This window comes from Kitasatospora sp. NPDC056327, assembly GCF_042261735.1.
In the GTDB taxonomy this organism is placed as follows: domain Bacteria; phylum Actinomycetota; class Actinomycetes; order Streptomycetales; family Streptomycetaceae; genus Kitasatospora.
The window spans coordinates 21501-35363 of record NZ_JBHJRC010000052.1 but is presented as its reverse complement, the minus strand read 5'-3'; the positions used below and the strand labels follow the sequence as shown (position 1 = coordinate 35363).

The following is a 13863-nucleotide window of genomic DNA, read 5'->3' as shown; positions in this document are numbered from 1 at the left end:
GGCGCCGAACCGGGCGGGGGCTGCGGCGCACGGTTCGACTGGAACTTCAGCAGGATCCTCCCGTCACCGGGCGTGATGCCCAGGACGGACATGCTCGTCAGGTCGGCCCGCGCGCAGTCGCGCAGTCGTTCGACGCCGGCCAGGACTTCGGCTCCCACCCGTGCGTGGCGTTCTCGGAGCGCCGGGCCGGTACGGTGCGGGGAGTGCCGCGGTAGCTGAGGTACATGCCGGTCAGGACGGTGACCTTGGCGCGCAGGACCCAGGGGTCGAGCGGCTTGACGATGAAGTCGACGGCCCCGGCGTCGTAGCCGCGCAGCGAGTTCCCGGGGCTGTCGCCGATCGCGGTGACGAAGATGATCGGGATGTCGCGGGTCTGCGCGCGGTTCTTGATCCGCAGGGCGGTCTCGTAGCCGTCCATGCCGGGCATCTGCACGTCCAGGACGATCACGGCGATGCCGTCGTGCTGGAGGAGCGCCTTCAGCGCGTCCGGGCCGGACGCGACCGCGAGGACGTCCCAGTCACCGCATCCGAGGGCGGCATCGAACGCCACCAGATTCGCCGGCTCGTCGTCGACGACGAGCACCCTGGGCCTCGCGGTGGCGGCCGTGTCAGCACCTGCGGCGATGCCCGGCGGCTCCTCGCCGGCCTGTTGCTCGGTCACGACCAGTTGGCGCTCCAGGAGCTCGCAGCGCGCTTCGGCGGACAGCTGCCGGCGCAGCGCCGCCGCCAGTTCGCCCTCCAGGCGCGCGACCTCCTTCTCCAGCGCCTGTCGTTCGAGCAGCAGCCCGTCCCGGTCGCCGGCGTACAGGGTGATCTCGTCGGCGCGGGCGCGTTCCCGGGCCCAGTCGCTCTCCAACTGGCTGAGCCGCAGTTCCAGGTCGGCGATGCGGTGGTTCTTGTCGAGCAGGGCCTCGCCGAGGACGTCGCTGTGCGCGGCGGACCTGCGGGAGAGACGGTCGGCCTCGGCCAGCTGGAACTCCAGCTGCTGCACGGCATGGCTGACGGAGGCGCTCGTCCGCTGCGCGGCCGCGTGCAGGGAGCGCAGCAGCTCGATCGTCCCGGGGGTCGCGACGCTGCCGCGGTCGGCGCCGACGTCGGTGAGCAGGTCCTGGACGAACTGCCAGGGCGGGATCCGCTGTCCGGACAGGTAGCGGGAGAGGGCTCCCGGGCTCAGGTGCCGACGGGCGCCGTAGCGGCGCATCGAGACCGCGGGCCGCAGCCCCGCGAACAGGCTGCGCAGGGATTCGGCGAAGGCACGGCACTCCGCGTTCAGGTCCGGGCTCAGCGCGTTGAGGCTCCCCGCCCGGTTGCCGCCCGGTGTTTCCTGGGTCTCCATGGCGCCACCATTCTCGCGGTGCGGTGCGTGGCCCGTCGACCGGGTGTCCGGGTGTCCGGGTGTCCGGGCCACGCCGGGGTCAGGACGCGGACGTCGGGTCCGTGGGCTCCTTCTCGGGGCCGGCGACGAGCTGGTTGACGACCGTGACGCTGACGCCGAAGGCGCCGACGCCGTACAGGACGCACTGCGCCAGGTGCACTCCTCCCACGGAGGCCAGGATCCCCGCGCCGATTCCCAGGAGCATGCCGATCAGCAGTACCAGGGCCGCCCTGGGCGACAGCAGCGCACGCTGCACATGGACCTCCTCGATCGGTGGCGACTTGCGTCGGCCACCACCTGTGCGTCAGCCGAGTCGGTCTGACGTCGCGTCACAGCATGGCGCGCCAGGATGCCGTTGCGCGCCTGTTTCCGGCCCGGAAACGCCGGATGGCAACTACGGAAACGGTGAAGCGACGACAGAGAGGCGGGGTCCGGCCCCCGTCTGGCCGGACCCCGCCGATCACCCCGTCAAGGCCCGATCACCCCGTCAAGGTGCCCGGCGGCCCGAGAGGCCCCTGTGGAGCGGTGGTCCGAAGTGGCCGGCCGCGCCGGGGTGTTCGGGGGGTGCGGCGTCTCCAGGTGCGCGGTGGGCCCGGTCGCGGCCACCGGAACGGTCAGCCGCGCACCGCCTGCACGCCGGCCAGGACCGCGTCCCGGACCAGCGGACGGAGCAGGGCACCGATGGCGGGCAGCAGCCGCTCCGGAACCACCCGGCGCACGGCACCCGGACCCAGGGTCGCCAGCGCGGCCGCGGCCACCGGCCGGTCCGCGTCGATGCCCGCCCCGCCCGCCGGGTCCACCTCCGCGGTGACGACACCGAGCAGGAAGGAGATGATCCAGACCTCGGTGAGCACGATCTCGCTCAGCCGGTCGGTCAGCAGCGCGCTCTCCGGGCGCCGGGCCAGCGAGATCCGCAGTCCGGCCGTCAGGTGCTCCATGGTGACGCCGCGTTCCAGCAGTGCGTCGCGCGCGGAGGTCCGGACCCGCCCGTCGACGGCGGAGGCGTCCGGCACACAGGCCTGCGAGTACTGGCCCCAGAAGTCGTAGTACGGGACCGTCGCCAGACCGGTGAGCAGCGAGTACGGCGCCCCGGCCGTCGGCGCCGGGTCGGCCGGCCCGAGGCACACGGCGGACCGGAGGCCGTGGACGTTGTTGCCGACCAGGCTGACGTCGTTGTGGTGGTCGACCAGGTTGACCACCGGAACCACCGTCCGGGTGCCGCGGTCGGCCAGGTAGTGGAGCATCGCCACGTCGTCCGGATGTCCGGTGTCGGCCTTGGCCCGGATGAACCCGGCGAAGCCGAGCGCCAGTTCGGCGGGAAGGACGAGTGCGACCGACGGCACGTAGTCGTCGACGGCCGGCGCCAGGTCGTGGCCGAGCATCGCGGCCGTGCGCACCGCGTACGAGGTGCGCGAGCCCCACTCGGTGAAGAGGCAGACGGCCGACTTCGGTTCGGCCTCCAGCAGTGGCAGCAGCCGCTCCAGCAGGTCCTCGGCCGGCACGGCGTCGTCCTGGAGCACCAGGTGGTGGGTGGCACCGGGGCGGACCGACTCCCACGCCACCCGGGCGCTGCGCAGCGCGGTGGGCGGGCCGTCGGGCTCGGGGTCCGACGCGATCGTGAGGTCCAGTTCGGGGAAGCGCTCGACCAGGTCCCGGGCAGCGGCGGCCCGTCTGGGGTGGGTCATCACGGCGGCGGAGAGCCGGACGGGGGTGGTGGGCATGACAGGTCTCCTCGGTCGTCGGTCGTGGGGGGCGTCGGTCGTGGAGCGTCTGGCACGGGAACGCCGCTGTGAGGCGCCGGCGCCCGCGGAGGTCACGTCGGCGTGGGCCGCGGCTGTGCGGTCGGCCCGGTCCGGCCCGGATCAGCGCAGGCCGTCACCGACCGAGGCGCCGGCCTCGCCTGCGACGCGGCCGGCGCGGCGCCGTACGGGGCCGCGCTCGGGCTCGCCGGGCCGGGACACCGGCGCCCGCCGCCGGAACTCCGCCACGCCCGCCTCGTCGTACGGGGGCGCGAGGCCGACCAGGGGGAGCACCTCGGCCGGGGTACGGCCGCCGAACAGTTCCTCGGCCCGGGGGTCGGCGATCCGTCCGGGCCCGTCGGGTGGCCCGTCCGGCGCCGGCACGTCGCGGCCGCCGACGGGGCCGCTCCCGGCGACCGCCCGGAGGTGGCCGCGGTGAGCCCGCGCCCGTGCGGCCGTGACCTCGAACCCGGAGCCGCCCGGGGTCTGTTCGCCGAGCGGGGTGGGCACCGTGCGGACGGTGTCGAGCCGCTTCCTGCCGGGGATCACGACGCTGATCCTGGATGCGGTCACGACTGCCTCTCGTCCGGCCGTGGGAGCGGGACTGCCGCGACCCAGCGTAGGAGGCCCGGCAACCGGAGACAACAGGACGGCCGACCGGTGGAATCCACGAGGCGTTCTCGGGCAGGTGCGGCGGGCGCCGGAGCCGTCGTCCACCGTGGCAGCCGTACGCGCGTCCTTATCGTGGTCCGCCCCGCCGGGCGAGCCACCCGCACCCGCGGGGCGGCCGTCCGGCGGGACGCCCCCGGCCGGTACTGCTCCGGTTCCCGTCAGTCCTTGAGCTTTCCGGCGAAGTAGTCGATGTACGCCTGCATGTCGAAGTGGCCGTGGCCGGACAGGCTGAACAGGATGCTGCGGGACTCGCCGCTCTCCTTGCAGGCCAGCGCCTCGTCGATGGCCGCCCGCACCGCGTGGGTGGACTCGGGCGCCGGCACGATTCCCTCGTTGCGGGCGAACAGGGTGCCGGCCTCGAAGCAGGCGGTCTGCGGGACGGCGCGGGCCTCCAGCAGGTCGAGGTCCTTCAGCACGCTGATGACGGGCGCCATGCCGTGGTAGCGCAGACCGCCCGCGTGGATGCTCGGCGGAACGAAGTCGTGGCCGAGGGTGTGCATCATGGTGAGCGGGGTGAGGCCCGCGGTGTCGCCGAAGTCGTACTCGTAACGGCCCTGGGTGAGCGTCGGACACGACGCGGGCTCGACCGCGACCGCCCGCACCGGCCGGCCGCCGGCCAACTGCTCGCGCAGGAACGGCAGGACCAGGCCGCCGAAGTTGGACCCGCCGCCGGCCGCGCCGATCACGACGTCCGGGTAGTCCTCGGCCAGCTCCATCTGGAGCAGTGCCTCCTGGCCGATGACCGTCTGGTGCATCAGCACGTGGTTGAGCACCGAGCCCAGCGCGTACTTGGCCCGGCCCCCGCTCCCGACCGCGGCCTCCACCGCCTCCGAGATCGCCAGGCCCAGGCTGCCGCTGGAGTCGGGGTCGGCGGCGAGCGCGGCGCGGCCGGCGGCGGTGAGCTCGCTCGGGCTGGCGTGGACCGTCGCCCCGAAGGTCTCCATCAGGCCGCGGCGGTACGGCTTCTGCTGGTGGCTCACCCTCACCATGAAGACCTCGCATTCGAGGCCGAAGTAGGCGGAGGCCATCGCCAGCGAGCTGCCCCACTGGCCGGCCCCGGTCTCGGTGACGAGCTTCTCCACTCCGGCCTGCTTGTTGTAGTACGCCTGCGGCACGGCCGTGTTGGGCTTGTGGCTGCCGGCCGGGCTGACGCCCTCGTACTTGAAGTAGATCCGCGCCGGGGTGTCCAGCGCGCGCTCCAGCCGGTGGGCCCGGACCAGCGGGCTGGGCCGCCACTGCCGGTAGACGTCGATGACCGCGCCGGGGATGTCCACCTCGGCCTCGGTGCTGAACTCCTGGGCGATCACCGACTCCGGGAACAGGGGCGCCAGGTCGGCCGGCGTGATCGGCTCCCGGGTGCCGGGATGCAGCATCGGCGGCACCGGATTCGGCAGGTCCGCCAGCACGTTGTACCAGGTGGTGGGGATGCGGTCCTCCGGCAGCAAGAACTTGGTGATCATCGGTACCTCCCGGAATGCACGGATACGGCTGTCGTTCGGTCGGTCACGCGGGTCGGGCGCCGAAGCGGACGGCGTCGGCCGGTCCGGGCCCGGAGCGGCCGACGGGGGTCGGTGCGCTCGTGGCCGGGGACCGGATGCGGAGCACCGCGAGCACCACGATGCCGACGAGCGGGTTGATCAGCATAGTGCCGAGCACGGGGCGCGCGCCCCGGCGTTGGCGGATCGGACCGACGCCGGACTCGCCGCCGCCGACCGGGCCGGCCCCGGGCGGAGCCGTCGGGCGCCGAAGGCCGGGCGCTGTCCCGGTACGTCCGGAACGACGCACGTCCGGAACGACTCCCGGGAACCACGTCCGGCCGGCCACCGCGGCCGTATCCCGGCTCCTGGGCCGGGGGATGACCGGTTCGCCGGCCGCGGTGGTGCCGGTACGGGTGCGGTGGCCCCGCGCAGGCGGAGGAACCGGGAGGCGGGCGGCCCGGGGCCCGGGGATCGAAATGGCACCCGGGGGCGGCGCGGCTCGGTAGTGTGCCGGGGGTGGAACAAGGGCAGCCCGTCGTCACCGGCATCGCGATCGCTTTCATCGGCTACACCAGCACCTTCGCGGCGGTCCTCACGGGCCTGCGCGCCGTGGGGGCGAGTCCGGCCGAGGCGGCCTCGGGAGTGGTGGCACTCTGCGCCGCGCTCGGGGTGGCCGGCATCTGGCTGAGCAGACGCTGCCGCATGCCGATCACCGCCGCCTGGTCCACGCCGGGTGCCGCCGTGCTGGCGAGCGCCGGGCAGGTGGCCGGCGGATGGCCGGCGGCGGTGGGCGGATTCCTGGTCGCGGGTGCCCTGGTGGCCCTCACCGGCCTCTGGCCGAGGCTCGGTGCCACGGTGGCGGCGATTCCGGCGCCGATCGCCCAGGCGATGCTCGCCGGCGTCCTGCTCGAACTCTGCCTCGTCCCGGTCAAGGCACTCGGCTCGCACCCCTGGGAGGTCGCCCCGATCCTGCTGACCTGGCTGGTCGCGGTGGTGACCGCGCCGAGGTGGGCCGTCCCGGCGGCCTTCGGCGCCACGGTGCTGGTCGTCGGCGTCCTGGCCGTCCGCGGCAACGGCCTGCACGGGCCCTGGCTCCCGCACCTGGTCCTGACCGAGCCCCGGCTGAGCTGGGCCGCGGTGGCCGGCATCGCCCTGCCGCTCTACGTGGTGACGATGGCCGCGCAGAACGTGCCGGGCATCGCGATCATGAGCTCCTTCGGATACCGGGTCCCGTGGCGCCCGGCGATGGTGGCCACCGGTCTGGGCAGCGCACTGGCCGCGCCGTTCGGCGGACACGCCGTCAACCTCGCGGCGATCAGCGCCGCGCTCCCCGCCTCGCCGGAGGCGCACCCGGACCCGGCGCGCCGGTGGCTGTCCGCCCAGGCCTTCGGCATCACCTACCTGGGAATCGCCGCGGGAACCACGGCGCTCATCAGCTTCCTGGCCGTCGCCCCGGCGGAGGTGGTCGGCACGGTGGCCGGGCTCGCCCTGCTGGGCACACTGGGCCACGCGCTGTCGGCCGCCCTCGGCGGGGGAGGGGAGCCGGCCACGGGCGTCCCGGTGGCGGAGCGGACGGCGGCGACGGTCACCTTCGCCGTCGCCGCCTCGGGCACCACACTGGGGGGCATCAGCTCGGCCTTCTGGGCGCTGGCCGCGGGTCTGCTGGTGCGGGTGGCCTTCTCGGCGCAGGCCCGGCGCTCCGCCCCGGCCGCCGCCCCGGGCCCGGTGGCGGGGCCCGGCCGGGTGGCCGAGCACGAGTCGGTCGCCGGGAAGGACCCGGCCTGAGCGCGGCGCGGCCCGGTCGGCGCCCCGGGCCACGCGCGCCGTCAGGACCGGGCGCGGACGCCCGGCGGCAGGTTCGGCGCCTCCCGGGACAGCGTCACCCAGACCTCGCCGTCGACGACCTCGGCGGCGTGGACCCGGACGGGGGCCTTCGCCGGGGGAGCGTCGACGGCTCCGGTGCGCAGGTCGAACCGGGACATGTGGAGCGGGCACTCCACGACGCAGTCGTCGACCCACCCGTCCGACAGCGCGGCGGTCTGATGGGTGCATGAGTCGTCCACGACGTGCACCGCACCGTCCCGGGCGAGGAAGACCGCGATCGGCGGCGACACCGAGGCGACGCGGTAGCCCTTGTCCTCGGACAGGTCCGACACCGCGCAGACCCTGATCGGTTCGATCGGCCCGTTGGTCATGCTCGTCCCCCTCAGAGTTCGATCGTGTGGTTCTGGTACCTAACCTTGTCCCGCAGCGTCTTCTCCACCAGGGGGTTGTCCGGGACGACGGTCAGTGCCTCCGTGCCGGCGACGGTGATGCCGCAGGCGCGAAGCCCCCCGGCCTTCTCCGGGTTGTTGGACATCAGCGTCACCGAGCCGACGCCGAAGAACTTCAGGATCTCGGCCGCCCCGTCGAAGGACCGGGCGTCGCGCGGGTAGCCGAGCCTCGCGTACGCCTCGGTCTGCGCGACCCCCTCGGCCTTGAGCGCGGCCGTGAGCAGTTCGGCCATCCGGCCGTTGCCCTTGCCGTCCTGGTCCAGCCACACGATGATCCCGGCACCGGCGCGCTGGACCTTCTCCTGCGCCATCGCCATCTGCTCCCGGCAGTCGCACTCGACGCCGTTGAAGACGTGGGCGGACGTGCAGTGCGAGTGCACCCGGCAGAGCACGCCCCGCCGGCCCGCGACCTCCCCCATGACGATGGCGATCGACTCGCGCCGGCCGTCGTAGAAGAGGTACTCGGTGAAGTCGCCGTACCGGGTGTGCAACGGGCCCTGGGCCAGGAGGAGTACCACGTCGATCCAATCCGTTGGGAGAGTGGGGCTTCTCTGCGTCCGCCGGCCGGCCCGGCTCAGTCCGGGCCGCGCAGGTCGGCACGGTGCGAACGCGCCATGATCGGCGCGTGGGGCCCTGCCGCGGCGGTGAACCCCGCCGTGACCAGGGAGTACTGCTCGGCCACGCGCCGCCAGACCTCCGGTGCGGGCCCGCCGAGCCGGTGGTCCGTGGAGTCCAGCCGCAGGCGGGTCACCGGCCGGAGGCCGAGCGCCGTGGAGGTGGTGAAGAGGCGCAGGTGCTCACCGCGGTCCAGGGCGGTGGACAACTCCGAGACGTGGACGTGCCGTTCGACCGCCTGCTCGCCCATTCCGGCCAGCAGGTCGAGCACCGTCCGGCGGGTGATGCCGGGCAGGATCGACCCCAGGGGAGGGGTGACCAGCCGACCGCCGAGCTGGAGGAACACGTTCGTCGTCGTGCACTCCTGGAGGTGACCGTCGCCGTCCAGCCAGAGCACGGTGTCACAGCCCGCGGCGCCGGCGCTGCGCATCGCCAGTGCCGAACTCGTGTAGTTCCCAGCAGTCTTGACGCTCGCGAAGGCCGGGAGCGTGCGCGGCGCGCCGCCCTCGACCAGGACGGCCAGGCCCTCGGCGGCCGGCTCGAAGCGCTTCACCAGGACGGCGAACACGGAGCTCCGGCTCCGCAGTGGCATGAGGTCGCCGCCGGCCGCGAACACCACCGGCCTCACGTAGAGCCGCGGATCCCCGCCGTCCCAGTTGGCGCGCACCGCCTGTTCGACGGCCGCGACGAACACCTCGTAGGACGGACAGGGCAGCGCGAGCGCCGCGCAGGAGGTGAGCAGCCGCTCGTGGTGGTCGCGCGAGCGGAAGACCAGGAACTCGGGGGCGGCGACGTACGCCCGCATCCCCTCGAAGACCGAGAAGCCGAACTGGATGCCGTCCGCGCTGAACTCGGCCAGACCGCCCACGTCGTTGGCGGTCAGCACCGGCGGCCCGTATCCGGTGCTCCCGGTCCCGGCACCCCCGCCTCCGTGCTCCTCGCACCGCGACACCGCCACCTCGGGCAACCAGCCGTCCCCGGGCCCCCGTGCTGCGCGGGCCGCCGCGTTCCGAAGCGTCACGGTCGGGTGGGGAGGACGGGGCAGGAGGCGACGCCGTCGCCGCCCTGCGCCGCGGCCGGGCCGATCGCGATCAGCAGCTGGGAGTGCGAGAGGTTGTTGAAGTGGATGTCCTTGTCCGCGAGGTTGGTGATCCGTGCCTCGGGGTGCTCGGTGACGAACCGGCTGACGAAGTTCTTCGCCATCACCATGCCGAGGTTGCGCCCGGGGCAGCTGCGCCGGCCCTTGCCGAAGGGCAGCACGTACGGCTCGGAGCCCTTGGCCTCGGGCAGGAAGCGCTCGGGCAGGAAGGCGTCGCCGTAACGCGCGTGCAGCGCGTGGATGTTGGGCATCACCCGGGTGCCCTTGCGCAGCAGGTACCGGCGTCCCTCGACGTCCACGTCGAAGTCCTCGACGATCTTGTTGTTGATGACCGATCCGGGCGGGCTGAGCCGCAGCGACTCGCTGACGCAGGCCTCGACCAACTCGTCCTTGCGGTCGCCGGTGCCGCCCGCGATCGCCTCGCGCCACTTGGCGTTCTCCGGCTGGAGGACGTACCAGAGGGTGGCGAGAACGGTGTTCTGGACGGTGTCCAGGCCGGCGATGGACGCCGTCAGGAGGTCGTCCCGGGTGATCTCCAGCGGGACGCCCAGCTTCCCGTTGCCGGTGGCGACCTGCTCCCACACCGTCCCGGCTCCGGGGACGTCCTTCAGCAGTCCCGCCAGGTGCTCCTGCAGCGCCCTGATGTTGTACTGCAGACGCCGGGCCTCCCGGGTGACCGGCCAGGTCGCCGCCGGGAAGTGGACCCGGTTCCAGAAGCGGTTGGAGTAGAACCGCAGGCCGGTGAAGGTCTCGTTCAGGGCGAGCATGAAGGGCACCTGTGACACGTCCCCGCGGCCGTCCTTGTAGGACACCGTGAGCCGCATCGCGTCCTGTCCCCAGACGAATTCCCCCATGACCTCACGGGTGTAGTCGCCCGCGATGGTCTTCATGTCGAGCGGGGCCCGCGGGTCGAAAGCCGCGCACATCCCGGCGGCCCGCCGGGCCGAGACTTCGTCGATCCTTTCCTGGTCGAAGCCCTTTCCGAGGTTGCGCTTCCGGTCGCCGAAGTTCTCGGTGGTGATCTTCTGGAACGTCATCGCCGAGGGGGACAACTGCCCGAAGGAATACAGTGCGGGGGTGTCCCGGTCGATGTACTTTCCGGTGACCGCGGGGGAGGTGAGGGTCTCCGTCGCCTGCCGGTTCACCGCGTACAGCTGGATGTCGAAACCGCGAATGCTTCCGACGAAATCCGTGGCCGGATGGTCCAGGTAGAGATAGTCCCGGGTCTTGTTCCGGCCGATCAGCCCGGAGATGTCGGTCTCGGACCCGATGATCGGGTAGGTCCGGCTGAACGTGACGCCCTGCTTCTCGTAGTACCGCCGCTCGCGCACCGTACGTGCCGCCTTCGCGGTGAAGGCGAGCGAGACGGCGCCGGCGGCCGCCGGGACGTACCGCAGTAATCCCATGATCCACTCCTCGACGCTCAGGGGCGGCCCCGGCGAGCGGGCGCGCCTCGTCATTGGCTCGGGTACTCCCGTGACGTCAGGGAGCGTTTCCTCGGACTCGGGCTCGGGCTCGGAACCGGACTCGAACCCGGGCACGGGCTCGGACTCCTGGCCGGAGATCCGGTCACCCCCGGCCTGGCCCCACGCACAGGTCCACTTGATCCCCGCGTCGATCGTTCCTCGCGGGAAACCCGTGCCGTGACGATCGCGCCGGCACGGCCGACAAGAGACGACCCGGCCAATATATGAGGCACGAATCGGTTCGCGCAACGACTCGGTGAAGATCTCGGAACTGCTTTAATTCCCCGGCCGGTCCGACCGGTTGCCGGATGCGTCCGAATAACCGAATCGCTTTTCCAATTCGTCCCGTGCGGCACTCAACCGTTCACAGACCCCACGGTCGATCCGGCCGTGCCAGACCCCGCCCGATTTGATGGAACTGCCGACGATGGCGCCGTCGGCGTGCGGAACGACGTCCGCCAGGTTCTCGACCCGCACGCCGGAGCCGGCCACCACGGGCAGATCGGTGGCCGCGCGGACCGTCTCCAGGTGGTCCGTCAGGGGCGCGTCGCCGAGCCTGGTCCCGGTGGCGATCAGGGCGTCCGCGTCGAACCAGGCCGCGTCCCGGGCCTGGTCGGTCAGCGAGCGGTCCGCGGTGATCGCGTGCGAGCCGAGCTTGACCTGGACGTCGGCCCACACCGTCACGTGCTCGGCCCCGATCGCCCGCCGGTAGCGCGTCATGAGGCCGGCCCGCCCCTCGACGACGCCCTCGTTCGCCACGTAGGCGTTGGCCCACTGGTTGGAGCGCACGAACCGCGCGCCGGTGGCAGCGGCCACCGCGAGCGAGCGGTCGACGGCGTTGGCCAGGCAGTTGACGCCCAGTGGGACGTCCACGGCGCGCGCCACCTCGGCCGTGGCGACGGCCATCGCCGCCGGCGTCTCGGGGCCGATGTCGTCGGGCTTGAGAAAGGGGATGTCCCAGCCGTTCTCGACGATCAGGCCGTCGAACCCGGCGTCGACGAGCACCCGGGCCTCCTCCGTCGCCCGCCGGATCACCTCGGCCATTCCGCGTTCCGGGGTGAACCGGGGCGAACCGGGGAGCGGCAACAGGTGGATCATGCCGATGAGTGCGAACCGCCGCCCGAAGAGCCGCTCCAGGTCCCCGCGCCCCGCGGCGCCGCCGGGACGGTCGGTCGTTTCCCTGCCGAAGGCTGCCATGAACTCCACCGAGGTCCCGAGGAGGCGCCCGGATCCGCTGCCGGCGACGGGCACGGACGTCTCGTACCGTGTGATTGGCTGAGCGAGCTGGAGAAGGCAGCCCCACCCTACTGAGCGCAGGCCGACACCGCTGGACAACGGCGGAACCGGGCCGGGCGGTCCGAACCCCACCCAGTGGCCGTCGTCCGGTCGAGGACCGTCTCACGACCAGACGAGTCGCCCTTCGGCGAACCGACGGACCGGGGAGCTTCCGTCGGCGATCCCCGTCAGCGTCTCGGCCACGGAGTCGAAGTACCGGGCCATCGACTCGTACTCGCCCGTGACCGTGGTCTCACCCACGAACCAGCGGCCGACACGCCCGTCCCGCACATCGACGAACTTGCCTCTCCAGCCGTCCTGGTCGGACAGGAACGGGATCCACTCGTTGCGCCAGAACGGCTGGTCCGGCTGGTCCGGAGGGTCGAACCCACAGGACGTCGAGCGGTTCGCGTAGAGCCTCTCCATCGCCCGGACGCCCAGAAAGAAGCTTCCCTCGTCGGGGAACCCGTCGAAGCCGCAGCACATCACGTCGTCGTCGACGTCTTCCTCCGGCAGATCCGGATTGTTCTGCAACAGCCACGTCCGCAGGTCCGCATGCAGGGAGATCCCCATCCGCTCTTCGGCTGCCGCGAGCATCTGCTCCGTGGCGGGCCCCGGCAGATCGGCGTGATCGGCCGGCGCGTGCTCCCGAAGGAGACTCATCACACGCGACCAACTCCCGGCCACACTCATCGCCCTCTGTCCTCCCTGCGGGGATGTCTCCGTCCGACCGCGCCACTGCGGAGGCTGAGAGGTGCCGACCGGAGAACCTCGCAGGGATGGTACTTCGTGCGCGCGTTCCATTCATCCCCCGTGATCGTCTTCCGCCCCGGAGTGCAGGGTCGGCCTCTCGGCGACGTGCCCGCCCGCGACTCCCACGGACGAGTCACCGTGCCCGGCGGGCTCAGCCGGACCGTTTCCCCGGCCTCGCGTCCGCCCCGGCCGACTTCAACGGTCCTCGACGGGCAGCGGGCAGCGGGCCGGCCGCGCGGCCGCCGTGTGTGACAGGCGCGTCACAGGCCGGCCTGACCCGCTCGCTGCGGCGGTCCCGTTCTGGGAGGATCCTCGTGGGGCATCGGGGAGGTGCCCGGGACGTGCCCGACAGGGGTGGGATGCCATGAACGTCCGGCGCGGGGAAACGGCGCGGCCCTCCGGCGGCCCCCTCCGGTCCCCGGGTGCGGTCGTCGTCCAGCTGGTGTGCGGTCTGATCGCGCTGGCGGGCCTGGGTCTGGTCGTCCTCGGCTTCCGCTCGTTCGTCCTCACGTACGACGAGGTGACCGCCTACCGGCACGCACCGGTGTGCGGAGCGACGGCGGCACCCGGCGCGGACTGTCTGCGGCACGAGACCGGCAGGGTGGCGCAGCGGTCCACCCGGGGGAACCCCGGCGGAACGGTCTACCGACTGACGGTCGCGGGGGAGACGGTGTCGATCCACGGCGTGTACGACGTCGACGAGGCGTTCTACGACGACATGCCGTTGGGCTCCGCGGTCGAGCTGACGGTCTTCCGGGGCCGGGTGGTCGAGGTCGCCGCGGCCGGGCACCGGGCCAGGGCCCCGCAGGTGCCGCTGCGGGCGTGTCTGGAACTGACGGCGCTGGGGTTCCTGGGATCGTCACTGGTCATCCACGGCACGAGGCCGGCCCTGACCCGGCTGGGGCTGGGCGGGCCGACCGTGGGCATCTTCCGGATCACGGTCGGCTCCGCCCTCTTCTTCGCCGTCCCCCCGCTCTTCGGCAGTGTGATGGCGCTTCAGCTCCACGTGCCCCTGGCTGTCGTGCTTCCCCTCGCCGCACTCGGCTGGGCGGGCCTCGTGGTCCTCCTGTCCTGGCTGATCCGCAACGAATGACGCCGCTGCGACCGCGGCGCCGCCC

General features: G+C 72.8%; 14 protein-coding genes. 2 read left to right on the top strand and 12 right to left on the bottom strand.

The genetic code is table 11. From position 1 onward, the window contains the following. Positions 1 to 97 precede the first annotated feature (97 nt). From ACFCX4_RS10940 to ACFCX4_RS10915, 6 genes are all read right to left on the bottom strand, one after another. Positions 98 to 1336: a response regulator gene (locus ACFCX4_RS10940; protein ID WP_376140648.1), complete on the bottom strand. Its 1239-nt coding sequence runs from the start codon at positions 1334 to 1336 to the stop codon at positions 98 to 100. A 79-nt stretch (positions 1337 to 1415) separates the two neighbouring features. After that, positions 1416 to 1631 (bottom strand): hypothetical protein, encoded by a 216-nt coding sequence (locus tag ACFCX4_RS10935; RefSeq protein WP_376140646.1) that lies wholly within the window; start codon positions 1629 to 1631, stop codon positions 1416 to 1418. Positions 1632 to 1989: 358 nt separating this feature from the next. Further along, on the bottom strand, positions 1990 to 3096 hold the full coding sequence (locus ACFCX4_RS10930; RefSeq protein WP_376140644.1) for a hypothetical protein: 1107 nt from the start codon (positions 3094 to 3096) through the stop codon (positions 1990 to 1992). A 141-nt stretch (positions 3097 to 3237) separates the two neighbouring features. Then, positions 3238 to 3687 carry a hypothetical protein gene (locus ACFCX4_RS10925; protein WP_376140642.1) on the bottom strand — a complete coding sequence of 150 codons (450 nt, stop codon included), beginning with the start codon at positions 3685 to 3687 and terminating at the stop codon, positions 3238 to 3240. A 257-nt stretch (positions 3688 to 3944) separates the two neighbouring features. Further along, positions 3945 to 5246 (bottom strand): TrpB-like pyridoxal phosphate-dependent enzyme, encoded by a 1302-nt coding sequence (locus ACFCX4_RS10920; RefSeq protein ID WP_376140640.1) that lies wholly within the window; start codon positions 5244 to 5246, stop codon positions 3945 to 3947. Positions 5247 to 5289: 43 nt separating this feature from the next. After that, complete coding sequence (locus ACFCX4_RS10915) at positions 5290 to 5430, bottom strand: hypothetical protein (protein ID WP_376140638.1); 141 nt, start codon at positions 5428 to 5430, stop codon at positions 5290 to 5292. Positions 5431 to 5780: 350 nt separating this feature from the next. On the opposite strand from ACFCX4_RS10915, the gene ACFCX4_RS10910 reads away from it, so the two are divergent. Then, positions 5781 to 7049, top strand: coding sequence for a benzoate/H(+) symporter BenE family transporter (locus ACFCX4_RS10910; protein WP_376140636.1), 1269 nt, complete (start codon positions 5781 to 5783; stop codon positions 7047 to 7049). A gap of 41 nt (positions 7050 to 7090) precedes the next feature. On the opposite strand, the gene ACFCX4_RS10905 is transcribed toward ACFCX4_RS10910, so the two are convergent. The 6 genes from ACFCX4_RS10905 to ACFCX4_RS10880 all read right to left on the bottom strand — a co-directional run bounded on the left by ACFCX4_RS10905 (position 7091) and on the right by ACFCX4_RS10880 (position 12655). Then, complete coding sequence (locus ACFCX4_RS10905) at positions 7091 to 7459, bottom strand: non-heme iron oxygenase ferredoxin subunit (protein WP_376140634.1); 369 nt, start codon at positions 7457 to 7459, stop codon at positions 7091 to 7093. 11 nt (positions 7460 to 7470) lie between these two features. Then, positions 7471 to 8055 (bottom strand): GTP cyclohydrolase II, encoded by a 585-nt coding sequence (locus ACFCX4_RS10900; protein WP_376140632.1) that lies wholly within the window; start codon positions 8053 to 8055, stop codon positions 7471 to 7473. A 56-nt stretch (positions 8056 to 8111) separates the two neighbouring features. Continuing rightward, positions 8112 to 9038, bottom strand: coding sequence for an aminotransferase class IV (locus ACFCX4_RS10895; RefSeq protein WP_376140630.1), 927 nt, complete (start codon positions 9036 to 9038; stop codon positions 8112 to 8114). Positions 9039 to 9169: 131 nt separating this feature from the next. Beyond that, a complete protein-coding gene (locus ACFCX4_RS10890) occupies positions 9170 to 10657 on the bottom strand; it encodes a cytochrome P450 (RefSeq protein ID WP_376140628.1) in 1488 nt (495 codons plus the stop codon). 336 nt (positions 10658 to 10993) lie between these two features. Next, the gene (locus ACFCX4_RS10885) at positions 10994 to 11914 is read right to left on the bottom strand and encodes a BtpA/SgcQ family protein (protein ID WP_376140626.1); all 921 of its coding nucleotides are present in this window, start codon (positions 11912 to 11914) and stop codon (positions 10994 to 10996) included. 201 nt (positions 11915 to 12115) lie between these two features. After that, positions 12116 to 12655, bottom strand: coding sequence for an SMI1/KNR4 family protein (locus ACFCX4_RS10880; RefSeq protein WP_376140624.1), 540 nt, complete (start codon positions 12653 to 12655; stop codon positions 12116 to 12118). Between the two features lie 454 nt (positions 12656 to 13109). Between ACFCX4_RS10880 and ACFCX4_RS10875 the strand changes: the two genes are divergently transcribed. Continuing rightward, complete coding sequence (locus ACFCX4_RS10875) at positions 13110 to 13838, top strand: hypothetical protein (protein WP_376140622.1); 729 nt, start codon at positions 13110 to 13112, stop codon at positions 13836 to 13838. Positions 13839 to 13863 lie beyond the last annotated feature (25 nt).

What these genes read in the sequence shown, in the direction of transcription:
- ACFCX4_RS10940 (WP_376140648.1), bottom strand. Translation starts at nt 1,336, where the DNA reads ATGGAGACCCAGGAAACACCGGGCGGCAACCGGGCGGGGAGCCTCAAC.
- ACFCX4_RS10930 (WP_376140644.1), bottom strand. Translation starts at nt 3,096, where the DNA reads ATGCCCACCACCCCCGTCCGGCTCTCCGCCGCCGTGATGACCCACCCC.
- ACFCX4_RS10920 (WP_376140640.1), bottom strand. Translation starts at nt 5,246, where the DNA reads ATGATCACCAAGTTCTTGCTGCCGGAGGACCGCATCCCCACCACCTGG.
- ACFCX4_RS10915 (WP_376140638.1), bottom strand. Translation starts at nt 5,430, where the DNA reads ATGCTGATCAACCCGCTCGTCGGCATCGTGGTGCTCGCGGTGCTCCGC.
- ACFCX4_RS10905 (WP_376140634.1), bottom strand. Translation starts at nt 7,459, where the DNA reads ATGACCAACGGGCCGATCGAACCGATCAGGGTCTGCGCGGTGTCGGAC.
- ACFCX4_RS10890 (WP_376140628.1), bottom strand. Translation starts at nt 10,657, where the DNA reads ATGGGATTACTGCGGTACGTCCCGGCGGCCGCCGGCGCCGTCTCGCTC.
- ACFCX4_RS10885 (WP_376140626.1), bottom strand. Translation starts at nt 11,914, where the DNA reads ATGGCAGCCTTCGGCAGGGAAACGACCGACCGTCCCGGCGGCGCCGCG.
- ACFCX4_RS10880 (WP_376140624.1), bottom strand. Translation starts at nt 12,655, where the DNA reads ATGAGTCTCCTTCGGGAGCACGCGCCGGCCGATCACGCCGATCTGCCG.
- ACFCX4_RS10875 (WP_376140622.1), top strand. Translation starts at nt 13,110, where the DNA reads ATGAACGTCCGGCGCGGGGAAACGGCGCGGCCCTCCGGCGGCCCCCTC.